Origin of the sequence: Streptomyces sp. CB02414, from assembly GCF_001905385.1 — a bacterium.
Lineage (GTDB): Bacteria > Actinomycetota > Actinomycetes > Streptomycetales > Streptomycetaceae > Streptomyces.
This window is the reverse complement of the sequence record NZ_LIPF01000015.1, coordinates 57,181-81,251: the sequence shown is the minus strand read 5'-3', so window position 1 is coordinate 81,251 and position 24,071 is coordinate 57,181. Positions and strand designations below refer to the sequence as shown.

Below are 24,071 nucleotides of genomic sequence, written 5' to 3'. Positions count from 1 at the left end.
GGAACTCCTCAAGGGGCGGGGAGAGGGTGGCGTCAGCGGGTCAGCCGGGCTGTGTCCCGCGCCGGGTCGACGAGTACGAAGGAAGCGGCGGCGCCCACGGCGAGGAGCAGCCCGGACAGCAGGACCGCGCTCTGGTAGCCGTCGGTGCCCTGGGCGTCGACGAGCGCCCCGACGAGGGCGGGCGCGGCGAGACCGGCCGCCGTCACCACCGCGTTCATGGTGCCCAGGGCGCCGCCCTCGCGGGACGACGGGGCCAGTTCGGCGACGGTGGTCGCGGCGATCGTGGCGTACGAGCCGCCGAAGCCGAAGCCGAGCGCGACCAGCACGGTCTTCGCGGTCGTGCTGTCGGCGAGCGGCAGCGCCAGGCAGCAGGCGGCGCCGAGGGCGAGGAGCCAGCCGCCCACCCAGCCCCGGGCGCGGCGGCTGCCGACGCCGCGCCGCATCAGCCGGCCGGTGACGCCCGCCTGCGCGAGGAGCACAACGGCGCCGATCGTCCACGGCGCGACGACGACGGTGCCGGCCGTGTGGGCCGAGTAGCCGAGGCCGCCCCGCAGGTAGGAGGGCAGCCAGACCAGCATCAGGGCCACGGTCCAGTAGCTGGTGAAGTACGCGAGGGTGGCGCCGATCCAGGTGCGGCTGGCGAAGATCCTCCGGTACGGCACGGCCGCCCGCACCTTCTCGGGCCGGGCGGCCGCGGCCGTGACGGTCCGGTGCCGGCCGTCCGCGCCGAGAACGGCCCAGGCCGCGGCCCACACGGCCCCCACGGCGACGAGCACCCACAGCGCGGCCCGCCACCCGTGGTGCTGGATCACCCACGACAGGCCGGGCGCCGAGACGATCACGCCGAGCGTGACGCCGAGGGTGATCAGGGCGCCGGGCAGGTTGCGCCGGTGGTCGGGGAACCAGGCCAGCGTGGCCTGTTGGGCGACGGGGAAGGCGGGGCCCTCCGCCGCGCCCAGGAAGACCCGCGAGGCGACCAGCACGGCGAGGCCGCCGCCGATCGCCGCGGGTACCTGGGCCACGGACCACAGGACGGCCATCACCAGGATCAGCAGTTTCGGCGACATCCGGTCGGCGGCGAGCCCGACCACGACCGCGGCCACGGAGAAGAGCAGGAAGAACGCGCTGTTGGCGAGACCGAACTGGGTGGCGCTCAGATGGAGATCGGCGCGGATCTCGTCGGCGGCGAGGCCGAGGACGGACTTGTCCGCGAAGTTGACCATCATGAAAACCACGAGCAGCACGGTCACCGTCCAGGCACGCCGGCCGCTGCCGGTGGCCTCGGTGGTCCCCGTGGGGTGCTGGGGCACTGTGGGTACCGCGGTCATGGGGGCTCCTGGGGAAGAGAGGGAGGGCCGGTCAGGACAGCGGGACTCCGACGATGGCGACGCGCTCCATCACCCTGCGCTGCGGGAAGTAGTCGTTGACCGCGTAGTGCTGGGTGGCGATGTTGTCCCAGACGGCGACGGAGTCGGGCTCCCAGTGGAAGCGGACCTGGAACTCCGGGATGCGCGCCTGGAGGACCAGGATGTCGAGGAGTTCGCGGTTCTCCGCGCCGGACAGGCCGTTGATGCGGCGGGTGAACGGCTCGTTCACGTACAGGGTCCGGCGGCCGCTGCGCGGGTGGCGCACGACGACGGGGTGCTCGACCCGCGGCCAGCTCTCACGGAAGGCGGCCTTCTGCTCGTCGTTCATGAGCGCACCCCAGCTGGCCTCCCAGTCGTGGACGGCGGTGAGGTCCTCGATCCGCTCTTTCACGTCATCGGGCAGGTTGTCGTAGGCGGCGGCCATGTCCGCCCACATGGTGTCGCCGCCCGCCGCCGGCACGTCCACCGCGCGAAGTACGGCGCCGAGCGACGGGTTGGCCATGAACGAGTGGTCGCTGTGCCAGATGTTCTTGTTGCCCGCGGCCTTGGCGTCCTTGGCGAGCCGGGAGATGCCCGGGGTCCCGGTCCGCGCGAAGAACGGGTTCGGTTCGGGCGGTCCCCACACGCCGGACAGGGCGAGCTGGTGCTCGGCGGTGAAGCCGCGCTGGCCGCGGAAGAAAATCACCTTCCATTCGAGCAGCGCCTGGCGCAGTTCCGCGGCGAGTTCGTCGGTGACCGGCCGGGTCAGGTCGACGCCGCCGAGCACGGCACCGAAGTGCGGGGTGAGCGGGGAGATTTCCAGCAGCCGGTACGTGAACTGCTCCGCGCCGGGGGCGAGTCGGTCCAGGACGCGGCTGCCGTAGTGCATGAGGGGCTTGTCGAGTACGGGCTTGGGGTTGGCCACAGGGGTCGAGGCGACGGCCTGCATGGGGTACCTCCCGACAGCGGACAGATTACGTAACCGGCAGTATCGATATTGGCTCGTGGTGGGGCAAGGGGTCGGGACGAGTTGTTTCGGCGTGGGTTTCGTGAGCGCGCTCCGTACGGCGGAGCGGCCGATTCCGGGCAGGGCGGGGCAGGAGAGGGCGGAGCGGCGCACGGGGTGACGGACCGGCGTGGGCGCGAGCGCCGGCGGCCGGGTTACGGCCGGGTGCCGACCGCCCGGCCGATCAGCTCCACCATCGATTCGACGAGCGCATCGTCCGGCATCCGCTGCTCGCCGACCATGCGGAAGACCAGGGACGCCGCCACGAGCGTCGCGGCGTCGGCCACGTCGACGTCCGGCCGGACGTCACCGCGCGCGACACCGCGTTCCAGCAGGTGACGCGTCTCGCTCATCACACGGGACGTGTAGGCGCGGTAGGCGCCCGGCTCGGCCCCCGCCTCCGCGGCTGCGCCGATCACCCCGGCCAGCAGCCGGTCGACGCCGGGCTGCCGGTAGGCCTCCATGCGCGCGGTCAGCACGGCGCGCAGCTCCGCCCGGAAATCGCCCATGTCGGGCACGGTCAGCGGGCCGATGCGGGACTCCGCGGCGGCGATGACGAGATCCTGCTTGGTGGGCCAGCGCCGGTACATGGCCGGTTTGCTCACCCCGGCGCGGGCCGCCACGGCGTCCATGGTCAGGGCGCCCATCCCGCTCTCCGCCACCAGGTCGACCACGGCGTCGAGGACGGCGCGGGTGACGTGCGCCTGGCGCGGGCGCCCCGGCCCCCTCCGTGTGCTCTGTCCCTGATCGTCGGCCATGCCAAGACCCTATGCGGGCCCGGCCGGTGTGCCGTACGAGGGGCGGCCGATCCCTGCCGCCCACCGCCGGCGGCCGGGATCAGCCGCGCACCGCCGGCGCGGCCTGTGCCAGCTCCGCCCGCAGCACATGCTTGGTGATCTTCCCCGAGGGGGTACGGGGCAACTCCCGGCGCAGAACCAGCTCGCGCGGCATCTTGTACCGGGCGATCCGCGGCTCCAGCCAGCCGCGCACCGCCTCCAGGTCCGGTTCCGTGCCGTCGCGCGGCACCACGACGGCCACGACGGTCTCGCCCCACTGCGGGTGCGGACGGCCGACGACGGCGACGTCGAGGACGTCCGGGTGGCCGCGCAACGCGCCCTCCACCTCCTGTGAGGCGACGTTCTCACCGCCGGTGACGATGATGTCCTTCATGCGGTCCACGACCGTCACGAACCCGTCCTCGTCGACCCGGCCCAGGTCACCGCTGCGGTACCAGTCGCCCGCGAACACCTCGGCGGTGGCCGCCGCGTCGACGAGGTCGGCTTCCACCCCGCCTACCACTCGCTGATGGACGTCTCGGTGAGCGCCGGCATCGAGGGCGCCGCCTGGGCCGACGAACGGCCAGGCGCCCACGTGGCACGCGCGGCGAGCTTCATGCTGGCCACGACACTGGAACCGGGACACCTGTGCCCGGTCTCCATGACGTACGCCGTCGTCCCCGCCCTGCGCCACGCGCCCGACCTCGCCAAGACCTGCGAACCCCTGCTCACCAGCCGCGTCTACGACCCCGGCCTGCGCACCCCCGCCGGCAAGCGCGGCCTGCTCGCCGGGATGGGCATGACGGAGAAGCAGGGCGGGCGCGGACTTCACGGGACTGCTGGGACGTCTCCCCGGGTGACGGCGGACCCGCGCACGACCACGCCGTGACCACGTTCAGTCCGGGGCCTGGCCGCCGCCGCGCTCTTCCTCGTCCCTCTCGACCTCCTCCCGCGTGGCGACGTCCTTCGCCTCACGGACTCGTTGCGCGGCGGCGAGCTCCATCCCCGCACCGACGGGATACAGCACGGAGACCAGGAAACCGGTCAGCGGCCAGGCGCCCGTGCCCCCGACGAAATGGGCCGCGACCCAGGACAGACACACCGTCAGGGCCACGGAGACGACGCTGAACGAGACTCCGAGCGCGGTGACGCTGCTGGGCTCCTTCTCCAGCGGCTTGCGGAAGCCTCCCGTCGCGACGGCCTCCAGCAGGCTGAACCCGGCCGCGGCCCCCAGGGCGAAGTAGAGCAGGTGCACGGAGCCGGACCGGCCGGCCTCCGCGTTCAGCACCGCGGCGGCCGCGGTGATGGTCACGGAGAACCCGTACGCCTGTCCGTTGTTGCGCAAGGAGGAGCGCAGCCCGTGACCCAAGTGCCGGTACATCGCATGCCCGCTCTCGACGACTGGTGGCCCGGAGCCGAGTCACTCACTGAAGTCATTGCCTGGCGGGACGGAACCGGCGCGCCCGGCCGCGGAACGCCATCCGGAAGCGTGAGCCTCGCGGGTCGGCGGAGTCAGTACGTCTCCAGTACGTTCTCCAGCGCGCCGATGACGTAGGAACGCCAGCCTCCACCCATGATCCGGTGCGCCATCCGCTGGGCCGGGTCGTCCGGGTCGAACCCGGTGTGCACGAGGAAGAGACGTGTGCCGCGGCCTTCCGGCTCCAGGGTCCAGGTGATGGTCCAGTCGGCGGCGTTCCCCTGACTCCCGACGGCGTCCTGCCAGCGGACACTCAGCATCCGCCCGACGTCGTAGGCGAGGACCTCGGCCCGGACGGTGCCGGAGAAGTTGGTGTTGGGGCGGGGCACGGCGGTCATCGTGTAGCGGTGGCCGACCTCCAGGCGGAAATCGCCGGGCATCATCCACTGGGCGATCAGGTCGGGCTCGGTCAGGGCCCGCCAGACCTTGGCGGGCGGGTGCGGCAGAAAGTGATCGACCCTGATCGTGGTCAGGTCGTCGTCATCCGGTCCGTCGGGCGCCTGGGGCATCGTCATGTCTCATCGTCCGGCATGCGGTCGAGCAGATCGCCCAGACCCTTCAGCTTGTCGCGCCAGAACCGCTCGTACGGATGGAGCCAGTCCTGTACCTCGGCGAGCGGGGCCGCCTCCAGCCGGTAGATGCGCTGTCTGCCCCGGCGCTCCTCGGAGACGAGGCCGGCCTCCCGGAGCACCTTCAGATGCTCCGAGAGGCTGGGGCGGCGCATGTCGAAGTGCTCCGCGAGCGTCTGGACCGACTGGGGACCCTGGTCACGCAGCAGGCGCAGCACCTCGCGCCGGGTCGCGTTCGCGAGGGCGGCGAAGAGCCGGTCCTGGTCCTGGCCCTGGTCCCGGGCGCTCTGGGTGACCACTTCGGTCAGAAGCCTTCCTTCTCCGTGAGCAGCATCAGGCTGTTGCCGTCGGGGTCCTCGAAGCCGGCCATCCGTCCCCAGGGGAGATCGGTCGGGCCGTCCACGGTCACTCCGGCTTCGGCGAGCCTGGCGCAGTCCGCGTCCACGTCTGTCGTCACGAACATGATCCCTCGTGCGGTTCCGGGAGTGAAGCCGCCCATACCGGGGCCGGAGAGGGTGAGCACGGTCTGGGCGCCCTTCGGGGCGACCTGGAGCCAGCGGCCGGGGGCCGTCTGGAGGTCCGCGGTGACCTCGAAGCCGAGCACGTCCGTGTAGAAGCGGAGGGCCGCGTCCTGGTCGGACACGGGGACGGTGACGAAGGAGGCGTGGGTGATGTTCATGCGACCCACCATAGGTAGGAGATTCCCTACGCGTCAAACGTAGGAAATCTCCTACCGGATGTGAATGGCACCGATCAGTGTGGAGACATCACCAGGTCGCCGATGACCCGCAGACCCACTTGCGCCGCCAGCCACGGGGCACGTTCGGCTTCGAACTGCTTGACGTGCACGAACACGGTGTGGTCCGTCGCGGGCTCCTCCAGGTCAAGGTCGAGACAGTTCAGGCACAGCGTCACGAACGCGCCTCGGTACCCGCCGACACCGAGCCCCACCTCGGGTGCCTCCGGCCAGCCGGAGAAGTCCCACCGCACTGCGGCGGGGGCGCTGCCCGCGATCTTGAGCAGCGAAGCCGCGGAGGCGGGCGGCAGCGCCCAGCCCAGCACTCTGACGGGGAGATGCGCCACCGGGTCGTCCCCGTCGGCCGACGACGCGTCCCGGTCTCCTTCGGCCCACCAGTCCGTGTCCGGGAGCAGCTCCATCAGCGCTGTCAGGGAGGGAGCCGATGAGATCCTCGCCTCGAAGTCGATCTCGAGCTCGGTCGTGTCGGCGATGTCGAGCAACTGCTGAACGAGCCGCATGGCCGCCGCGAGATCGGCCGTTCTCAGGATGGGCTGCGCATACGAGTTCGACATGGGGGACAGGGTGGCATCCAGGCCGCGGTGAGCGAGTTCCGCACGAAGCCGATCCCCTCCTGACTCACGTGCACGCGGCTCAGGAGGTGATCGGCGGCAATGGTCCTGGAGCCGGTCGGGTGTCCCGGGAAAGACCGGCCAAGGTCGTGACCTGCGACGTCTGGCCGCCGGTAGTCGTTGACCTGTGTGAGCGCTCTTTCGCTTCTTTCATGCTCGTGCTGGCTGATGTGGTCGGAAGTCCCAGAAGACTCCCAGAGGGCTTCCATGGGGCAGGGCGTCCTATTCGGCTCTGCACAGGGCATGCGTGTGCGCCTGCCCCAACGGCATGCAGTTGGTGAGTAGTTCCGGCAGCCTGGCGACGAGGCGGCACCCGGCGGACATATTGGGGCATGGGCGAAGTGCCGTGCCCTACGCCGAACGATCCGTCACCCGTGCGTAACGAGAGTTGGGACCCTCCGTACGGTGCGGATATAGAACGAACCCGGCCCAGTTCGTCCATTCCTCACGTAAGAATGTCGAGGACGCCGCGAATGCGCGGGGAGCCGCCCAGTCGACTAGCAGTTGGGTCTTGCTGTCCAGGAGGGGCTGCCGGTGCGATCACTGGGGACCCATCCGCCGCACCCAAGTGCAGGGCATGCCGGTGGCCAAGCGTCCGAGGGTCAGCAGCGGACCGTCGTGCGGATCGCTGCGTCATGCGAAGGAGAGGAAGGGGCGTCGGCGTCACCCTAACGTCGCGAACCGAGTGGGATGCCGGTCTCCAACCAACTCAACGTGCTGGTGACGGCGAGCGTGTCGGCGACCCCTGCCCGGCGGCCCTTGGACAGGGTCACCGTCCCTTCGCGCAGCACCTCGACGCGTCCACCGGAGGGCGCGAGCCGGGCACAGGTGAGGACATAGCCGAGGTCGAAGCCGTCGGAGTGCAAGGCGCCTGAGCTGTTGATCTGCGTCATGTACGTGGTGGCCTCTGTGTATGCCTCGTGGTGTTCGGAGGGGACAGAGACGGAGATGGTCCCGTCGTCGGGCTGGCCGAGACGGTTGTCCAGCGCCCGGGCGAGGTCGTCGAGGACGCTCGTGTCGCTGACCGGCACGATGTGGTCGACGAACTCCAGTTCCTGGTGCGGGGTGTCCTCGCGGCAGATCCTCGCGATCGTCCGCAGGTCGGAGAGCAGGGCCTCGGGCTCGACGCCGAGAGCGATCCTCAGGCCGCAACCCCCCCTGAGCGCTGACCGCCCGTCCGCGAGTGAATCGCGAGCGGGTGAGCGGCAGCTCGTCGAGGTATCCGCCCAGACTCCGCACGATGCGGGAGTGATCACGAATGCCCAGCAGCGGAACCGAGGCTCCCCCCGGAACCAGTGAGATGTCGGTGCGTGCCTGCCCGAGAGACCTGGACACAGCTCCGCGGATCACGTTCGGGTCCATCTGCCGGATGGCGAAGGAGAAGCCGAAGCGCTCGTCCTTGAGGTGGTCGGGAAGCAGCCGGTACCCCTGGTCGCAGCCTATGGCGTACACCGTGTCGTCGACGGCGAGCAGGAGCAGGGCGGCGGTGCGTCGGACGCTCTCACTGACCGTGATACCGGTGGTGCGCGACATGGGGCCGCACCAAGGGGCCTCGGTGCGTTCCATTCCGCAGGTGACGTACACGGCCGGTGTCCCAGCGCATTGGGTACATGGAGCTCGGCGCCGAGGCCGTCCAGAAGCGCGGCGTCGAGTGCGGACAGCATGGCCTCCGAGGTGGGGGAGACGCCGGACAGTCGGTAAACGGTGCGTACTGCGGTGTTCGATGCCAAGGGTGATTGCCTCCACGGACAGGGTCTGCGGCGCGCATTGCGACGTACCGGTACAGGAGAGGTCAAAGTACACGGTGAAGGGTGTCAGGAATCCGTGTACTCCGTCAACAGAGTTAGCTCTGGAGGGCGGGTGTCTATCCGTGTACGCTGAGGCTATGACGGACACGACGGACACTGCCGCTTCTTCGGTCGGACCATTGGTCACCGGCGCCGAGATCGCTCGGCTGGCCGGAGTCACCCGGGCTGCTGTTTCCAACTGGCGTCGGCGTTACGACGACTTCCCGGCGCCGGCGGGAGGAGCCTCGAACAGCCCGCTCTACGCGCTCGCGGAAGTCCAGGAGTGGCTGGACAGGCAGCGCAAGGGCCAAGAGGTATCGCCCGAGGTCGAGTTGTGGCAGGCCATGCGGGCTGTGTACGGCGAGCAGATGATCGTGGGCTTGGCTCAGGTCGCCGCGGTGCTTGCCGAAGGGGCGGAAACCGGAGTGCCCGCCGACATCGCCACCCGTGTCCAGGAGCTGATCCGCGGCGAAACGCCCGCTGACCTCGTCGACGGACTGGTCGAACGGTTCATGGACTCCGCCCGGCGTGCCGGATCCGACCAGGTGACGTCCGAGCGGTTGGTGCGTGCCGTCCGTCACTTCGCTCCCGAGCTGTCGTCGGACGCCACCATTTTCGATCCTGCCTGCGGAATCGGCGTGCTGCTCCTGTCCGTCGCCTCCGAAGTCGCCCTACGTCGCCTCGGTCAGGAGATCGACGCCGACAGTGCTCGCTTCGCGCAGCTCCGCGCCGACCTTCTGGGACAGTCGGGCGTGCGCATCGTGGCAGGTGACTCACTGCGCGCGGACGCATGGCCGGATCTCAAGGCAGACCTGGTTGTCTGTGACCCTCCGGCCGGCGTGACCGAGTGGGGCAGGGAGGAACTGCTCCTCGACTCCCGCTGGGACCTGGGCACCCCGTCGAAGGCCGAAGGCGAGCTGGCCTGGCTGCAGCATGCCTACGCGCACACCGTGCCCGGGGGCCACGTCCTCATGGTCATGCCGGCCTCGGTCGCCTACCGCAAGGCAGGACGACGCATCCGTGCGGAGCTCGTACGCCGGGGCATCGTGCGCCAAGTCGTCGCCCTGCCACCGGGCACGGCGACCTCACACGCTCTGCCCGTCCATCTGTGGTGTCTGGAGCGTCCCGAGAGCTCGGAGGGCGCGGACACGTATCGCACCGTGCGCATGGTCGACCTGACGGACAACAGCCCTGACGGGAATCTGGAACCACTCCCGGACCAGGTCGCCGACGTGCCGTTGATCGAACTGCTCGACGACACCGTCGATCTGACGCCCGGGAGTCATCTCCTTCCCCGGCACCGTGACTACCCCGGTGAGTACGCCGCCCTGCGCAAGGAGCTGGAGGACCGGATCCGTCGACTCGCCGCCCTTCTGCCCGAGCTCTTGGCGGGTGAGGGGCCGGGTTCCTTGGACGGCGCCACCACAAGCGTCGCGGATCTCGCCCGAGCCGGACTCGTGGCGTACGAAGGGCAGGAGCCGGTCTCGGCCAGCGAGCAACTCGACACGGACTACCTGCAAGGATTCTTGCGTAGCTCCGCCAACGCCCGCCGGTCCACGAGCGCGAGCGGAACCTACCGCTTCGACGGCAAGGGCGCACGCATCCCCCGTATGGGCATCGACGACCAACGCCGGTACGGCTCCGCCTTCCGGACCCTGGCCACGTTCGAGGAGGGAATGCGCAAAGTCGACGAGCTGAGTCGGCAACTCGCCGAGGTCGCCCGTGACGGTCTTGCTACGGGTGCCCTGGCACCGCGGCAATGAACACGGTGCCGAGGACACGGGTGTCAGGCCGCGTGCTGTAGGAACGGGCTTGCGGTCCCGCTCCACGTTACGCTCAGGGACTCGCGAGCCCGTGTGCAGGCGACGAAGAGCAGGCAGCGCTCACGGAGCAGGTCGGCCTCGTGCTGGAGCGGGTCAGCCTCACGAGGGGTGACCTCCCGCGCGAACGGCACGGTGCCCTCGGCGGCACCGAGCACGGACACCGCCCGGAACTCCAGCCCCTTCATTGCGTGCATCGTCGCCAGCCGTACGCCTTCCGCGCCCTTCGTGACCTGGCCCCTCACCCGCAGTACCGGGATGCCGGCGGCCCTCAACTTGTCCTCGGCGGTGTCCAGGGAGAGGTTGAAACGTCCGCACACGCCGATCTCGTGCGGCGCGAGTCCCTCGTCGAGCAGCGTGCGGACCCGTGCCACCAGCGCCTCGGTCTCCTTCTGCCGAGTGGCGTGCCCCCGTACCTCCGGGCGGCGGCCATGGAGCAGTGAACGGTACCCAGCCAGCGAATCCGTGCCCTCGCCCTCGAGGGTGTCGACGGCCACGGGTGCGAGGAGGCGAGCCGACCAGGCGAGGATCTCTTCCGTGGACCGGTAGTTGACGCGCAGCCGGAAGCTGCGGCCGGTCGTGGATATGCCCAGCGAGCCGAGCGACACCCGGGAGTCGTAGATTCGCTGATGCGGGTCGCCGGTCACGAACAGGTCGTCGGGACCGGGTGGGACGGCTGCGCGCAGCACACGCCACTGCGCGGGGTGCAGATCCTGTGCCTCGTCGACGACGACGTGGGCGTACGGAGCCGGCCGGTCGGCGAGGAGTCCCGCCGCGCGGGCGCAGACGCGCAGGTGCGTGGTCTCGCCGCGGTCCCGCAGGAACTGCTCGAACCGCTCCACGCCGCTCCACACCTCGCGGCGTCGAGCGGGGCCGAGGCCCGTGCCGCGGCCACGGCGACTCGCGCCGAGGTAGGCGTCCAGGTCGCGGAGGTTCTGGCCGAGGACGACGTGCCGATACTCCTGTGCCAGGAACTGGGCGGCGAACGGCAGATCGAGTTGCTTGACCGCCTTCTCCCACAGCTGCCGTTGCTCCCGGTCCCCGATCGGTTTCGGCGCGGCAGCCGAGCCGGCGCGCACGACGCCGTTCGCGAAGGCATCGACCGTGGTCACGTCCACTCGTGCCAGCAGCCTGTCGTCCTCGTCGAGGAGCAGGCCGAGCATGTCGCGCAGTCCGGCGGCGAGCGCGTTCGTGTAAGTGGTGAGCAGGATACGGCCGTCCTCGGAGCGGCCGAGCAGGTGCTTGACCCGGTGCAGGGCGGCCACCGTCTTGCCTGTGCCGGGTCCTCCGGTGACCTGGACGGGGCCGCCGTGCGAGGCGCGGTAGGCCACGCGACGTTGGGAGGGGTGCAGGAAGACCCGCCAAGCTGCGAACGGCTTCTCCAGTATCTCCTCCAGCTCATGCGGTCCGGTGACCAGCCGGATGCGTGCGGCAGTGTTGGCGATCACGGTGGCCAGGTCCTCGACCGGTTCGGTGGGCGCGTCGGCGGGACGGCGGACCGCCACCACGTCCCGGTAGACCTCCTCCGGGCTGAACCCCTCGGCGAGGTACTGGAGCACCTCCAGCTGGTCCTCCGGGAGGAGCGTGGCGAAGGCCTCCAGCTGTGCCTTGTCCACCAGGGACCGTGCGGCGCGCAGAACCTGGTCGTCGACGCCGAGCTCCCGCAGTGTGCCGTCGGAGACACCCGCGAACAGCAGCTGGGGGGCGGTGCGTGCGGCCGTCTCGTACAGCGGTGTCAGCTCGTCCAGGGCGACGGCGTTCCGTACCTCCAGGGCTCGTGTGGCGGAGTTCGAGCTGTACAGGCGTTTCGCCGCCCAGGTGTAGGCGTCGTCGTGCGGCAGGACGTTGACCAACAGGAACGTGTCACTGCCGTCGTCGGGTGCGAGAACGACGCCCCGCCAGAAGTCGGTGATGCGAATGGTGCGCATCCGGGGATCACGGGCATTCTCCACGGACTCCAGGTGCAGTCCCTTGTCCGCGTTGAGTTCGGCGACGCGCATGGCCTGGAACTTCGCCATGGCCTTGCGCACTCCGGCTCGGACCGGCTTCTCCAGGGTGTCGTATCCGTCCCAGAAGCTCTGGGTGAAGGCGAGCCGGGGCATGGGGGTCCTTCCTTTCCACCGGACGGTTCTTCATGATCGCGGATGAGGGGAACTCCCGGCCAGCCGCGCGGCGATGTGCCTCAGCGAGGCCAGAAGCCGTGCGGGTTCGCCGGAGAGATCGAGACTGTGCTGGAAGAGCCGCACTCCCCGGCCGTCCGGTCCCGCTGTCGTTCCCCGCACCTCGTGGAAGCGCTCGGGCCGGCGTCCGGCCGCGTACACCAGGTGTGCCTCGCGCAGTCCGAGCACGGTGGCGTAGGTGAGCGCCTGGTAGAGGTCCGCGTTGAGGAGGCCGTCGCCCTTCTCCACCTTGTACTTGGCGTCGACGACGGCGAGCGGGGTGCGGCCGTCGCCGGTCCGTACGACGAGGTCCGGGCGTACCCGCACAAGACCGGCGACGTCGAGGTGATGGACGTCCTGGGGACGCGCTGTCAGGCCGTGCTCCCGGAGGGCCTCGCCCAGGGCCACCGTGACGAAGTCCTCGAACAGCTGGTTCATGTCGAAGAGGAAGCCGTCCACGGTGAGTGGGTCGGTCCCGCCGGGCCGGTGCTCCGGAGAGGTGCCGCGCAGGACCGCCTCGGCGAGCCGCAGCGCCGGCTCGTAACGGAGGTTCAGGCGGGAGGGCTGCCAACGCGGCAGTCCCTGCCCCCGCACCAGGGGCTGCGCGTCAGCCAGCCGCACCCGCTGGTGGGCCAGGCGCCGCCGGACCGGCCCGGGAACGCCCGGCAGCCGCAGCAACCGCTCGGCGGCGGCGCGCAGGATGCGGTTCTCGGCGATGTCGGCGGTGTACGCGTCGTGGACGATCTCCACGGGCGGCGTACGGCCGAAGTGCCGGCGGATCTGCTCAGCCTCGCGCAAGCGCCCGCGGACGACCAGCGCTGACTCCTCCACTTCCCGGTACCCCTGGAGGACGCCCCGCCGCAGCGCACCGTCGATCTGCCGCTCCACGGCGTGCGCGAGCGCCGGGACGACGTCGTCGTACGTGCCGGTATCGACGGTGCCCTCCCTGCTGTCCCGCCAGGCGCGGGCCGGGTCGAGGCTGAAGCCGAGAAGGAAGAACAGCCGGCTCACCGGCGTCTTGGGCATGATCCGCACGACCGGACCGCCGGGTGTGCGCACGGCGCCGACCCGGCTGCCCGCCCTGAGCAGCCAGTGCCCGACCTGCCCGGGGTCGGGGGTCGCACTCTGCAGGACGCCGGAGGCGGCCAGCGCCCGTCCGGCCTCGGCGCTCAGCGGCACGGAGACGGCCGGTCCGTACTCGCGCAGGGACACGTCGGACCCAGGCTGCGTCACGGGTGCTGCTCGCGCAGCGAGTCGAGGCCGTAGCGGGCGGCGACGTCGAGGCCCTCGCCGTAGTGGTGTTCCTCCAGAAGCGGCAGGATCTTCGTGCGCCAAGTCCTTTCGAGGCCGCCGTCGCGGTACACGCCCGGCTTCATCAGGTACGAAGGCCCGATGGCGAAGTCGGCGTCGTCTATCCGGGCGTTGAGAGCGTCGAGGAGACGGGCGGGCTCCGGGTCCCTGCCCTCTCGCTCCAGCCAGCGGGCGAGCAGCCCGGCGGTCGGCTCGGTGCGTGGAGACAGCTCGACGAACGCGAAACGGCGCCGCATCGCCGCGTCCACGAGGGCGATCGAGCGGTCGGCGGTGTTCATCGTGCCGATCACGAAGAGGTTGGGCGGGAGGGGGAAGTCGTCCCCGGAGTAGGTGAGACGGACGGAGCGGTCCCGGTACTCCAGGAGGAAGTACAGCTCGCCGAAGACCTTGGCCAGATTGGCACGGTTGATCTCGTCGATGATCAGGAAGTGCGGGACGTGCCGGTTGCCCTCGCGCGAGGCCAGATCGGCCAGCTCTCGGAGCGGCCCCGCCGTCAGCCGGAAGGCCACTTCCCGTGTCTCGGGGTCCTCCACGGGACGGAACCCCTCGAAGAAGTCCTCGTAGGCGTACGAGGGATGGAACTGCACGATCTTGACCTGCTCCGGTCCGCCGCCGAGGTACTCGGCCAGCCTCATCGCCAGAAACGTCTTGCCGGTGCCGGGTGGGCCGTAGAACACCAGCTGTCGCTCGTCGGCGAGGAGTTCCCGCATTTCGTCCAGCCAGGCCCGGTCGTGGACGAGAAGGTCCTCGGCGAGCGCCTCGCTGATGTCCGGAAGGGACAGCTCTCGGGGCGCCGGCCGCTGCGCGGTGGGGGCCTCGCCGGGTGCAGCCAAGTCCGTGCGCTCCGGCTGCCCGGTGAGCTCATCGAGTGCTTCCAGCACGCCGGTCAGGTCGACGACGTCATGCTGGACGGACAGCTTCTGTTGCACTTCCTCCGGCAGGTCTTCGTACGCGTGGTTCCGCGGCGACCAGGTGACGGTGCGCCGCAGATTGGACAGCCCGCCCGGCGACGAGGCCTGCACGGCGTCGCCGGTGATCCGCCCGATGTACAGCCGTCCGTCACCAATGGCGGCGACGGTGTCACCGACGCGCATCTGCGTCAGAAAGGCGTGGAGTTCGTCGACGAGACCGCGCTTCTGGTTGTACGAGGCCGCTCCCTCGTACCCGTCCTCCACGAAGCGCCGCAGCGCGCTCTTGGTCGGATCAGCCTCCTCCAGAGGCGGCAGGTGCGCGGCCGCGAGGGAGACGAATCCCTCCGTCAGCCACAGTTGCCGCACCAGGTTGTGACCGGAGACGTTGGAGCCGCGCACCAGCCACGCCTTGCGCGGAGCACGCCAGCCGGTGGACAGGTAGTCGGCGAGCGGATGGCCCTCCGCCGTGCGCCACGACTCGGGGCCGGAGGCGTCGTAGCCGTAGACGAGCGCAGCGGCGGCCGAGGACGAGTTGCACTCGATGTCCCTGGTCACCACCCACCGGCTCGGCGCCCCCGGCAGGTCGGCATCCGCAGGGGCGTCGATCAGGGCGCCACCCGCGCGCAGGTCCGCACGATTGCGGCGGGCGTGATCACCCAGTCCGGGCCAGACCTCGGCGGCGACCACGGAGCCCTCCCGCAGCACGAACTTGTGGGTGCCGTTGCCGCCGAACTCGGCGAGCAGGTGCCCGCGGGCGTAGCCTCCGTCTTTGGGGAGCTTGATGCGGAACTCGGGTGTTTCAGCCAGGAGTTCGAGCTGGGGCATGGGCGACCTTCCGGGGCGCGCGAGGTCTGCGCTGACGTTCTTCACCCTACCCGTTGACGCCGTCAAGCGACCCAACTCGAACGGGTAAACGATCACGCGATTGTGTTGACGGTGTAAACGTGGTGGTTCTAAAGTGCTGATGTGCCCGGCCGGCTCGTACGTCAAGTTCCGGGTGCTCGAACGCTCAAGTGGGGGGCACTATGGGTGGGGAGTCGACGGCTGAGGCCAGACGGCGCACGATCGAGGCGGAGTTGCCGTCGGTCATAGAGAGGCTGAGTCGCTCCGCGTCTCGTTCGGGCCTCGTGAGTCACCGGGCCTTCGCCCTGGAGGCGAACCGGCTCGGACTCACGAGCGATGAGCAGCAGCGCAGGCTCCGCCACGGGCTCGACGCTGTAGGTCTTCACGTGAAAGCCCAGCGCCGGAGACGGAGCGGAGCCGCATCCGCAGGGCTCACCGCTGCGCCGGCCCCGCAAGCCGCTGGGCCGGTCCGGCGGCCTGCTGGGCAGTCTCCGCCACCGGAGGCGTCGCTGAGGGCCGTCCTGGAACCGGCGCCCGTGCTGAGCGAAGCGGCCGAACGCCTGGCCCAGGCCCGGCGCATGCTGGGCCGCTACGCCGACAGCGACGGCAAGGTCGGCAAGCTGGCCCACGACGGTGTCGTGCGACTCCATGGGCTCAGCCCCGCCGAAGCGCGTGAGCTGACGGCCTACTTCCCTATCACCCGCCCTCGCCCGGGGCGCCAGTCCGGCCAGAGGGCCACCGGGGCCCAAACGGTCGGCCTTGAGACACCCGCACGTGCTCCGGCATCCTCGAAGTCGGCAACGGGCAAGAAGCGTCCCGCCCGCTCCGCCGTCTCCACCACGGAAGACGCACTGTCGCTCGCCGTTCGAGCAGCCCGGGCCGTCCTGGAAGACGATCGGTGGCGCCGGAACTTGGGCAAGGCATTGCTCACGGCGGACGAGGAAGTCGGCCTCGCCGTGCTGCTGCGCGACGGCGGCGATCTCCTCAACCGCGATGTTCCGGCCGAGGAGGTGAAGTCGCTGTCTCGCGGTGGCGAGCGATGGCGCGCCTATGAATGCCTCGTCCTGCACAACCAGCGGCTGGTGTGGAAGATCGCACACGCTTACCAGGGGCGCGGGCTGGACGTCGAGGACCTCGTCCAGCACGGCACTCTCGGCCTGATGCGCGCGGTCCGCAAGTTCGACGCGACCAAGGGCTTCAAGCTGTCGACCTACGCAACGTGGTGGATCAAGCAGTCCATCACCCGCGCCATCGCTGACGAGGGCACCATGATCCGACTGCCCGTGTACGTGCACGAAAGGGTCAGCAAGGTCTCCGTGGCTGAGCGCAGGCTTCTGAGCGAGGGCCGCGCCAGGACCGTCGCCAATGTTGCCTACGCGACCGGTCTTACCTTCGCCGAAGTGGAGGAGGTGCGCCGGATCAGCCGGCCCACCGACTCCCTGGACCGGATCATCGGCGACGACACCGCCCTCGCCGATCTGGTCATCGGGCCGAGTAGTCTGCCCGGCCCTCCAGTCGTGCTGCTCCGCAAGGAGCTTCAGGAGCGCCTGCGACACGTCCTGGGGCATCTCACCGAGCGCGAGCGGCACGTCCTCATCCGGCGCACAGGTCTCGACGGCGACGAGCCGGACACACTGGAGGACATCGGTGTCGTCTTCGGCGTCACCCGCGAGCGCATCCGCCAGATCGAATCGAAGGCCAAGGCCAAGTTCCGCGGCCAGCTGATCCGCCACGGGCTGATCCCCTCGAACCTCTGAACCACCTCCTCCCGCCTGACCCGAAGGATCACCCCTATGGACCCCCGCGAGCAGCTGGTGCGTTACCTGACCGACCAGCTCGTCGGCCCTGCCGGCGGTGACCACGAGGTGCTCGACGCCCCGCCGGACCGGCAGTACCTCATGGGCACCCTCTACCCGCAGCAGGCCGAACTCCGGCGACAGCTCGCCCTCGCGGCCGACGACCCCGAGGCACCGGGCGCCGAGCAGGACGCCGCCGACGTGAACCCCGCCGCCGACCCGGTACCGGAGACCAACAGCTGGCTGCCCGCGTCCATCGGCCTGAGCTTCTACACCGACGCCGCTCGGGTCGAGGTGACCTGCACCGCCGCCCGCTACGAGACGCAGCGGGGCGAACCGGGGCGTGGCCGCCGCTGGCGCCGCATACCCCTGCCGTCCACACCGCACACGATCGGCCCTGACCAGAAGGACGTCGTCGTCCTGGACGGCCGCGCGAGGATCCAGGTGACCCGCCGCTCCTACGGGGACGGCACGCTGGTCACCGTGGCCCTGATCAACGAGAAGCGCCACACCGGATCCGGCGACAAGGCGCCGAGCTGGGACGACATGCTGTTCCAGTGCGGGCTCACCGTTCGCCCCGTCGAAGGATCAGTGCTGCCCTACCCCAGCGTCCGGCTTGCCAGCCGGGACCCCGAGGAGCGCGAACTGCGCTTGCAGTACCGGCACGTCATCACGCACGCCGTCGGTCACGGCTGCGCCGTCCGCGAGGAGAGGGGAGAGGACGGCGGCGTCGAACTCCTCGCCTGCGAGGTGCTGCCCCGCGCCGAGGTTCCTGCCATCCGGGCCGGCGGCCCGCTCGACGCCCCGGCGCTCAGGATCGCCCATCTGGCGGACTCCGCCGTCTGCAGGGACCAGATCCGGGAGGAGCTCGCCGAGTTCGCCGCCGCCTACCACGCCTGGTACGCGGGGCAGCGATCCGTCGAGGTGCCGCCCTGGGGCCGGGAAGCCGCGGAGCGGATCCTCGACCGCGTCCGCCGGACGGTCACCCGCGTCGAGGCCGGTGTGCGTACCCTGTGCGACCCCGACCGCCCCGAACTCCTCGATGCCTTCCGTATCGCTCAGCGCGCGATGCTGCTGCAGATGCGGCACTCCGCCTCCGACCAGGCGGGTCAGCGGCGCCTGCGCTCCGACGACGTGGCCCTCGATCCGCCCGTCGACTCCGAGGCGAGCTGGCACCCTTTCCAGCTCGCGTTCTTTCTGCTCGCCCTCGACGGGGTCGTCGACCCCGGACACCGTGACCGCGAGACCACCGACCTCATCTGGTTCCCGACCGGTGGCGGAAAGACCGAGGCGTATCTGCTCCTCGCCGCCTTCACCATTGCCCTGCGCCGCATCTGGGGCGAGGGCGGCGGCACCACGGTACTCAGCCGCTACACCCTCAGCCTGCTCACGACCCAGCAGTTCCAGCGCGCCGCCACCACGATCTGCGCCCTGGAACACCTCCGCCGCACCGAGCCCGGACTCGGCCTCGGGAACGAACCCATCACCATCGGTCTGTGGGTCGGAGACACCACCACCCCGAACAAGTTCCAGTCCGCCAAGGTCGCCTTCGGCGAGCAGCGCGATGCCAGCCACCCCGAGGACATCTTCATTCTCGACCGCTGCCCCTGGTGCGGCACGCGCATCCTGCCACCGACCTGGTCCAGCGTCCGCTCCGACTACGGAGTCCGCGCCAAGGCGGACAAGTTCGCCTTCTACTGCCCGCGAGACGCGTGCGCCTTCCACGACGTCCTGCCCGTCGCCGTCGTCGACCAGCACCTGTACCAGGATCCGCCCACCTTCGTCCTGGGCACCGTCGACAAGTTCGCTCGGCTCGCCTGGGAGCCCGACTCGGGCCGCCTCTTCGGCGCCGGCACCGGTCATCGCCCCCCGTCTCTGATCATCCAGGACGAGCTGCACCTGCTCACCGGTCCGCTCGGCACCACGGTCGGTCTCTACGAAGCGGCCATCCTGGAGCTGTGCACCGGCCCGGACGGCCGCCCGCCCAAGATCGTCGCAGCGACGGCCACGATCCGGCGCTCCGCGGAACAGGTCCGTGCCCTGCACCAACAGGATGTCCAGCTGTTCCCGCCATCCGGGCTCGACGCCCGTGACAGCTTCTTCGCCGTCCCCGACACCGGCCGCCCCGGCCGCCTCTATCTCGGCGTCATGGCGCAGGGCCACACCGCGGGCCGCGGCGCCGTCGCCACCACGGCGGCCATGCTCCAGGGCGTCCACCGGCTTCCCGAGGAACACCGCGACGACTACTGGACGCTCGTCGCCTACCACCACAGCCTGCGTGAACTCGGCCGCACCGTCACCGCCGCCGGCGACGACATCCCCGCCCAGCTCCGCGGACTCGGCGAAGGCACCGGCGTCCGAGAGCTGGTCGGCGAGCAGGTGCAACAACTCGACAGCAGTGTGAAGCGCGCCGACCAGCCCATCCTCCTCGACCGCCTGGAGAAGCCCTGGGCGGACCCCCGTTCGGTGTCGTTCCTCCCGTGCACCAACATGCTCTCCGTCGGCGTCGACGTGAAGCGGCTCGCCTACATGCTCATGCAGGGCCAGCCCAAGACCACCGCCGAGTACATCCAGGCCACCAGCCGCGTCGGCCGCCACCAGGTGCCCGGACTCGTCGTCACGTACTTCAACGCCACGCGCCCGCGCGACCGGTCCCACTACGAGACCTTCATCGACTACCACCGGGCGCTCTACCGCTACGTCGAACCCGCCAGCGTCACCCCCTGGTCGCTGCCCGCTCGTCGACGGGCCCTGCACGCCGCACTCGTCATCCTGGTCCGCCACCGGGTGGGCCTGGCCGCCGAGAACCAGGCCGGACGAATCACCGACCACAAGGAAGAGGTGGGGCGTATCGCCGACGCCTTGGCCGAGCGTGCCGCGACCGCCGAACGCGGCGTCACCGCGGGAGCCGGCACCGATGCCGTACGAGCCGGTGTGCGAACGGAACTCGGCTATTTGCTGGACGACTGGTACCGGCAAGCCGACACCGCCGCCGCCGAGGGCAAGAACCTCCACTACCGCAGCCAGGGCAAGGGCCAGCACAACCTGCTCAAGGCTTTCGAGCAGCGCTACGGCTTGTGGGAAACCCTCAACTCGATGCGCAGCGTGGACCGGGAGTGCCAGATCACCGTGACGGGAGCAGGAAAGTGAAGCGCAAACTCCGGGTCCGGCAGGCCCAGACCGTGCTTCCCTTCGGGGTCGGCGCCGTACTCGACGTCCAGGGCGAAAGCTTCGTCGCCGCCGGCATCGAGAGGTGGCCGGACCTCAAGACCCCCGTATCCTGCGAACGACTCGCCGCACGGCTTGGCAGCAAGGGCTTCTACGCCGCGCCACACACCCTCAACGACCGGTACGACCAGCCCGACCGCCCCGGCGTCCCCTATGTGCGCTTTCCCGGCTGGCTGTTCTGCGGCTCCTGCCGGGGCATGGCCCGCTACCTGCGCGAGAACGAGAAGCCGGGCGAGCCCCCCGTCTGCGCGTCCTGCGCCGCCGCGCCCCGCCTCACCCCGATGCGATTCGTTCGCATCTGCGCCGACGGACACCTCGACGACGTCGACTGGTGGTACTGGGCCCACTCCAGGCTCGCGCCCGAGTTGCGCGACTCGTGCTCCGAGTCCGACAACGCCTGGAAGGCACGCCGGCTCAGCTTTCGAGTCGCCGACCGCGCCACCGGACTGGAAGCGCTCTCGGTGCGCTGCGGAGCCACCGGAGCGGGCGGCAAGCCCTGCGGTGCCGAACGCGACCTGCTCGACGTCCTCGGCCCTCAGAGCGGACACTGCTCGGGCCGCAACCCCTGGCAGCGCTGGGACGCGAGGAGCTCCTGCGGCCAGCAGGTGCACATCGTGCAGCGCACCGCCGGAAACGTCTACTACCCGGTCGTCTACTCGGCCCTGGACATCCCTCAGACCGACGAACCCCCCCGTGCGGAGCAGAGCGTGGCCGCGGCCGTCTTGGCGCACGACTACTGGCCGCTTCTGCTCGACGCACTCGGCACCCGCAGGGCAGACACCTTCCGCGGCATGATCAAGGAGGACACCGACGCTCCGGACGGCCTCATCGACCAGCTCGCCGCGGAGGCCACCGGTGCCCCCACTACGCCGTCTCCCGAGCCGAAGCCCGGAAAGACGGGAAAGGTCGACCTGAGCCGCGACGAGTGGTACGCCTTCGACGCCACTCGGTTCCCCGAAGCCGCGAAGGAGTTCACGATCCGGCGCGGCGGCCTCGGCCTGGACGGCGAGAAGGAAGAGCCCTGGGCCACCCTCGACGCGCATGTCGGCAAAGTGGTCCTCGCCGACCGTCTGCGCGAGGTCAGGGCGTTGACCGGCTTCCGCCGGCACTCCCCGAACGGCACCCTTGTACCCGCCGACACCAGCGGCCGTCTGCGCTGGCTGCCCGCGACCGAGGTGTACGGCGAGGGCATCGTCCTCACCCTCGACGAAGAGCGTCTGACCGCCTGGGAGAACGATCCCCGCGTCCAGGTCCACGTCCGCGGCGTCCGCGCCGACCTGGAGGCCTCGTTCCGCGCGGAACAGCTCGCCGAGGCCGTGGGCAGCGAACTGTCCCCCCGCTTCCAGCTCCTGCACACCGTCGCCCACCTCCTCATCCGCCAACTCTCCTTCGACTCCGGATACACCACCGCCAGCCTGCGCGAACGCGTCTACGGCCGTCCCGAGTACGGTCAGCACGGTCTGCTGATCTACACGGCTGCCGGGGACGCCGAGGGCACCCTCGGTGGCCTCGTCCGGCAGGGCGAGGCACCGCACTTCGCCGAGACGCTGATCCGGATGCTGGAGGCGGCCGCCTGGTGCTCCGCCGACCCGCTGTGCGCCGAACACACCGGCCAGGGCTTCGGCAATCTCAACCGGGCCGCCTGCCACGCCTGCACCTTGCTGCCCGAGACGAGCTGCGAGACCGGCAACACACTCCTCGACCGGGCCCTGGTCGTCGGCTCGGCCCGCGTCCCCGGCTACTTCACCGACGTCCTCACCGCGAGCCGCGAGTACGCCGCCGCCACCGCTCAGGAATGACATCCATGGCCACCGCGAACACCCCCCTGCTCCACCCCGACCTCACCCCGGCCCAGCGCGACTGCCTGGACACTCTGCCGCTGACCGGCAACCACGTCGTCAGCGGGCCGCCGGGAAGCGGCAAGAGCCTGCTCGCCGGACACCGCGCCGTTCACCTGGCCCTCACCGGTCGCCCCACTGTGCTGCTGTCGCGCTCCAACCTGCTGCGCCAGCTCCTGCGCGACACCCTGCACGGCCTCACGGTCCCAGGCGCACCGGTCGAGGCCACCACCGTGCACGCCTGGATCCAGCGTCGCTTCGGCCGGGACGCTCCGCGCACCGAGGACGGCTGGTTCGACTGGACGGCCCTTACCCGTCAGGCCGCAGCCACTGTCGACGAGGACGAGGAGACTGCCGTCCCCCACCTCGTCGTCGACGAGGGCCAGGACCTGTCGCCGGGCTTCTACCGGTTGGCCCGTCTCGCCGCCGCCTCCGTCACGGTCTTCGCCGACGAGTGCCAGCGCCTGACCGAGACGAACTCCACGCTCACCGAGATCGCCGACGCTCTCGGCCGTTCCTCCGGGCGGGTGGAGATCTCCGGCAACCACCGCAACACCCGCGAGATCGCCTCCCTGGCCGAACACTTCCGCACCGGGAGTGCCCATCCCGACATCCCGTTCCGCAGCGGCTCCCTGCCCGTGGTCCGTCAGTACTCGGGCGTCAAGGACATCGCCGAAGACATCACCACCATGGCGGTGCGGCAACCGCGCCATCGGATCGGCGTGATCGTCAACTCCCTGCGCACGGCGGCCGACCTGATGCGCCTGCTGGAACGTGCCGGCCTCGCCCAGGAACCCCAGCTGTACAGCTCGGCTGCCACATCCGGTCGCTACCGCGACCTCGACCTCGCCCGTCCGGGCGTCGTCCTCGTCCACCGGGCCAGCGCCAAGGGGCTGGACTTCGACACCGTCGTCATCGCCGACGCGGAGTCCGACTCGGGTACCGATCCCACGTCGGCGATCTTGCGCATGGCGTACTACGTCATGATCACCCGGGCCCGTGAGCGGCTGGTGCTGGGATGGCAGGGGAGCCGGACGCCCCGGCATCTGGAGGGGTTGCACGGGTGGGCGCACATGCGATGACCGCGCGCCACGGCGCAGCCGCCGTCACCGACTTGTACATCCGGCCGCCGAAGGCGCGGCGACATACCGGGGCCCGCGAGGCGCCTCGATCCGAGAGGGCGAGTACTCCGATGGGCATGGCTGATGACGTCAAGGGCCTGATTCAGCAGACACTCGACAACGCGATGGTCTCCCAGCAGGCGCGGGCCAGGGAAAATGTCGAGCGCCTGCGGAGAGTCCATCCCGACGACACACCACAGGAGTTGATCTGTCGGTTGGACCGCGCCTACCTCACCAGCATCACCGCATCCCGTGCCGCCCGGATCGTGCCCGGCTCCGAGGCCCCGACAGCTCGGGCTGATGCCAGGGCCTTCACCGAAGCGACAGTGCAGTATCTGCTGTCGCTGGCCGAGGTGCATGGCCTGCATCCTGAGGACTTCGAGCGACGACAGCCTTTGGGCTTGATCGTCCTCCTTGTCCACGGAGCGGGACGTGCCCTGGGTGAAGTTGTCGATCGAACCGGTCCCTACTGGGGGCGGCGCGGTGCCGGGGCGATCCCCGCGAGCGCCATCAAGCGGGCCAACAAGGTGCTTGGTCCGCGGTTCATCACGAGGTCCGGCAGCAAGCAGGGAGTCCTGGTGCTGGACAAGCACGTGCCACGTGGTGTCGATGCCGTGATCGGCGCGGGTGGCGACCATGTGCTCGGGCGACTGACGATCAAGTACGCACGGTCCGTTCTCGGGCAGCCACCGGCGAGCTGGACTTGGTGATTGCC

Annotated in this window: 18 protein-coding genes and 3 pseudogenes; 7 read left to right on the top strand and 14 right to left on the bottom strand. The window is 70.2% G+C overall.

Features of this window, described 5'->3' with window-relative positions; translation table 11 throughout:
- Positions 1-32: 32 nt before the first annotated feature.
- The 4 genes and pseudogenes from AMK11_RS35120 to AMK11_RS35105 form a co-directional block, all read right to left on the bottom strand.
- Positions 33-1,328, bottom strand: a complete 1,296-nt coding sequence (locus AMK11_RS35120; protein ID WP_073732188.1) for an MFS transporter — start codon at positions 1,326-1,328, stop codon at positions 33-35.
- Between the two features lie 31 nt (positions 1,329-1,359).
- Positions 1,360-2,295, bottom strand: coding sequence for a TauD/TfdA dioxygenase family protein (locus AMK11_RS35115; protein ID WP_079187895.1), 936 nt, complete (start codon positions 2,293-2,295; stop codon positions 1,360-1,362).
- A gap of 212 nt (positions 2,296-2,507) precedes the next feature.
- The gene (locus AMK11_RS35110; RefSeq protein WP_073732187.1) at positions 2,508-3,110 is read right to left on the bottom strand and encodes a TetR/AcrR family transcriptional regulator; all 603 of its coding nucleotides are present in this window, start codon (positions 3,108-3,110) and stop codon (positions 2,508-2,510) included.
- Between the two features lie 79 nt (positions 3,111-3,189).
- A pseudogene (locus AMK11_RS35105) lies at positions 3,190-3,627 on the bottom strand (class I adenylate-forming enzyme family protein); the annotation flags it as partial.
- Between AMK11_RS35105 and AMK11_RS35100 the strand changes: the two are divergent.
- Positions 3,610-3,948: pseudogene (locus tag AMK11_RS35100) on the top strand (DNA alkylation response protein); the annotation flags it as partial. The pseudogenes AMK11_RS35105 and AMK11_RS35100 overlap by 18 nt on opposite strands.
- A 75-nt stretch (positions 3,949-4,023) precedes the next feature.
- Here the strand turns inward: AMK11_RS35100 and AMK11_RS35095 are convergent.
- From AMK11_RS35095 to AMK11_RS39305, 7 genes and pseudogenes are all read right to left on the bottom strand, one after another.
- Complete coding sequence (locus tag AMK11_RS35095; RefSeq protein WP_143194608.1) at positions 4,024-4,440, bottom strand: hypothetical protein; 417 nt, start codon at positions 4,438-4,440, stop codon at positions 4,024-4,026.
- 200 nt (positions 4,441-4,640) lie between these two features.
- The gene (locus AMK11_RS35090; RefSeq protein ID WP_198941540.1) at positions 4,641-5,120 is read right to left on the bottom strand and encodes an SRPBCC family protein; all 480 of its coding nucleotides are present in this window, start codon (positions 5,118-5,120) and stop codon (positions 4,641-4,643) included.
- Positions 5,117-5,473, bottom strand: a complete 357-nt coding sequence (locus tag AMK11_RS35085) for an ArsR/SmtB family transcription factor (RefSeq protein ID WP_073732184.1) — start codon at positions 5,471-5,473, stop codon at positions 5,117-5,119. Before AMK11_RS35085 ends, AMK11_RS35090 begins: the two co-directional genes overlap by 4 nt.
- A 5-nt stretch (positions 5,474-5,478) precedes the next feature.
- Positions 5,479-5,853: a VOC family protein gene (locus tag AMK11_RS35080; RefSeq protein ID WP_073732183.1), complete on the bottom strand. Its 375-nt coding sequence runs from the start codon at positions 5,851-5,853 to the stop codon at positions 5,479-5,481.
- A gap of 74 nt (positions 5,854-5,927) precedes the next feature.
- Positions 5,928-6,485 (bottom strand): hypothetical protein, encoded by a 558-nt coding sequence (locus tag AMK11_RS35075; RefSeq protein ID WP_073732182.1) that lies wholly within the window; start codon positions 6,483-6,485, stop codon positions 5,928-5,930.
- 725 nt (positions 6,486-7,210) lie between these two features.
- Positions 7,211-7,795, bottom strand: coding sequence for a TIGR04141 family sporadically distributed protein (locus tag AMK11_RS35070; protein WP_383580361.1), 585 nt, complete (start codon positions 7,793-7,795; stop codon positions 7,211-7,213).
- A 1-nt stretch (position 7,796) separates the two neighbouring features.
- A pseudogene (locus AMK11_RS39305) lies at positions 7,797-8,108 on the bottom strand (TIGR04141 family sporadically distributed protein); the annotation flags it as partial.
- Between the two features lie 319 nt (positions 8,109-8,427).
- Here AMK11_RS39305 and AMK11_RS35060 point away from each other — a divergent pair.
- Positions 8,428-10,092: an N-6 DNA methylase gene (locus AMK11_RS35060; protein ID WP_073732214.1), complete on the top strand. Its 1,665-nt coding sequence runs from the start codon at positions 8,428-8,430 to the stop codon at positions 10,090-10,092.
- A 23-nt stretch (positions 10,093-10,115) separates the two neighbouring features.
- Here the strand turns inward: AMK11_RS35060 and AMK11_RS35055 are convergent, their stop codons facing one another.
- Genes AMK11_RS35055 through AMK11_RS35045 form a run of 3 tightly spaced genes read right to left on the bottom strand, consistent with a single transcriptional unit; the run spans position 10,116 to position 15,355 of the window.
- Positions 10,116-12,251: a UvrD-helicase domain-containing protein gene (locus tag AMK11_RS35055; protein ID WP_073732180.1), complete on the bottom strand. Its 2,136-nt coding sequence runs from the start codon at positions 12,249-12,251 to the stop codon at positions 10,116-10,118.
- Between the two features lie 30 nt (positions 12,252-12,281).
- On the bottom strand, positions 12,282-13,541 hold the full coding sequence (locus tag AMK11_RS35050; protein WP_073732179.1) for an McrC family protein: 1,260 nt from the start codon (positions 13,539-13,541) through the stop codon (positions 12,282-12,284).
- Positions 13,538-15,355, bottom strand: coding sequence for a DUF4357 domain-containing protein (locus tag AMK11_RS35045; protein WP_073732178.1), 1,818 nt, complete (start codon positions 15,353-15,355; stop codon positions 13,538-13,540). The genes AMK11_RS35050 and AMK11_RS35045 overlap by 4 nt, the downstream gene beginning before the upstream one ends.
- A 554-nt stretch (positions 15,356-15,909) precedes the next feature.
- Here AMK11_RS35045 and AMK11_RS35040 point away from each other — a divergent pair.
- The 5 genes from AMK11_RS35040 to AMK11_RS35020 all read left to right on the top strand — a co-directional run bounded on the left by AMK11_RS35040 (position 15,910) and on the right by AMK11_RS35020 (position 24,066).
- The gene (locus tag AMK11_RS35040) at positions 15,910-17,130 is read left to right on the top strand and encodes a sigma-70 family RNA polymerase sigma factor (protein ID WP_241847157.1); all 1,221 of its coding nucleotides are present in this window, start codon (positions 15,910-15,912) and stop codon (positions 17,128-17,130) included.
- Between the two features lie 36 nt (positions 17,131-17,166).
- Positions 17,167-20,319 (top strand): helicase-related protein, encoded by a 3,153-nt coding sequence (locus tag AMK11_RS35035; protein WP_073732177.1) that lies wholly within the window; start codon positions 17,167-17,169, stop codon positions 20,317-20,319.
- Positions 20,316-22,196 (top strand): DUF1998 domain-containing protein, encoded by a 1,881-nt coding sequence (drmB, locus tag AMK11_RS35030; protein ID WP_073732176.1) that lies wholly within the window; start codon positions 20,316-20,318, stop codon positions 22,194-22,196. The genes AMK11_RS35035 and drmB overlap by 4 nt, the downstream gene beginning before the upstream one ends.
- Before the next feature lie 5 nt (positions 22,197-22,201).
- On the top strand, positions 22,202-23,317 hold the full coding sequence (locus tag AMK11_RS35025) for an AAA family ATPase (protein ID WP_073732175.1): 1,116 nt from the start codon (positions 22,202-22,204) through the stop codon (positions 23,315-23,317).
- A 116-nt stretch (positions 23,318-23,433) separates the two neighbouring features.
- Positions 23,434-24,066, top strand: coding sequence for a hypothetical protein (locus AMK11_RS35020; RefSeq protein WP_241847156.1), 633 nt, complete (start codon positions 23,434-23,436; stop codon positions 24,064-24,066).
- Positions 24,067-24,071: the final 5 nt, after the last annotated feature.

What these genes read in the sequence shown, in the direction of transcription:
- AMK11_RS35120 (WP_073732188.1), bottom strand. Translation starts at nt 1,328, where the DNA reads ATGACCGCGGTACCCACAGTGCCCCAGCACCCCACGGGGACCACCGAG.
- AMK11_RS35115 (WP_079187895.1), bottom strand. Translation starts at nt 2,295, where the DNA reads ATGCAGGCCGTCGCCTCGACCCCTGTGGCCAACCCCAAGCCCGTACTC.
- AMK11_RS35110 (WP_073732187.1), bottom strand. Translation starts at nt 3,110, where the DNA reads ATGGCCGACGATCAGGGACAGAGCACACGGAGGGGGCCGGGGCGCCCG.
- AMK11_RS35090 (WP_198941540.1), bottom strand. Translation starts at nt 5,120, where the DNA reads ATGACGATGCCCCAGGCGCCCGACGGACCGGATGACGACGACCTGACC.
- AMK11_RS35080 (WP_073732183.1), bottom strand. Translation starts at nt 5,853, where the DNA reads ATGAACATCACCCACGCCTCCTTCGTCACCGTCCCCGTGTCCGACCAG.
- AMK11_RS35075 (WP_073732182.1), bottom strand. Translation starts at nt 6,485, where the DNA reads ATGTCGAACTCGTATGCGCAGCCCATCCTGAGAACGGCCGATCTCGCG.
- AMK11_RS35060 (WP_073732214.1), top strand. Translation starts at nt 8,428, where the DNA reads ATGACGGACACGACGGACACTGCCGCTTCTTCGGTCGGACCATTGGTC.
- AMK11_RS35055 (WP_073732180.1), bottom strand. Translation starts at nt 12,251, where the DNA reads ATGCCCCGGCTCGCCTTCACCCAGAGCTTCTGGGACGGATACGACACC.
- AMK11_RS35045 (WP_073732178.1), bottom strand. Translation starts at nt 15,355, where the DNA reads ATGCCCCAGCTCGAACTCCTGGCTGAAACACCCGAGTTCCGCATCAAG.
- AMK11_RS35035 (WP_073732177.1), top strand. Translation starts at nt 17,167, where the DNA reads ATGGACCCCCGCGAGCAGCTGGTGCGTTACCTGACCGACCAGCTCGTC.
- AMK11_RS35025 (WP_073732175.1), top strand. Translation starts at nt 22,202, where the DNA reads ATGGCCACCGCGAACACCCCCCTGCTCCACCCCGACCTCACCCCGGCC.
- AMK11_RS35020 (WP_241847156.1), top strand. Translation starts at nt 23,434, where the DNA reads ATGGCTGATGACGTCAAGGGCCTGATTCAGCAGACACTCGACAACGCG.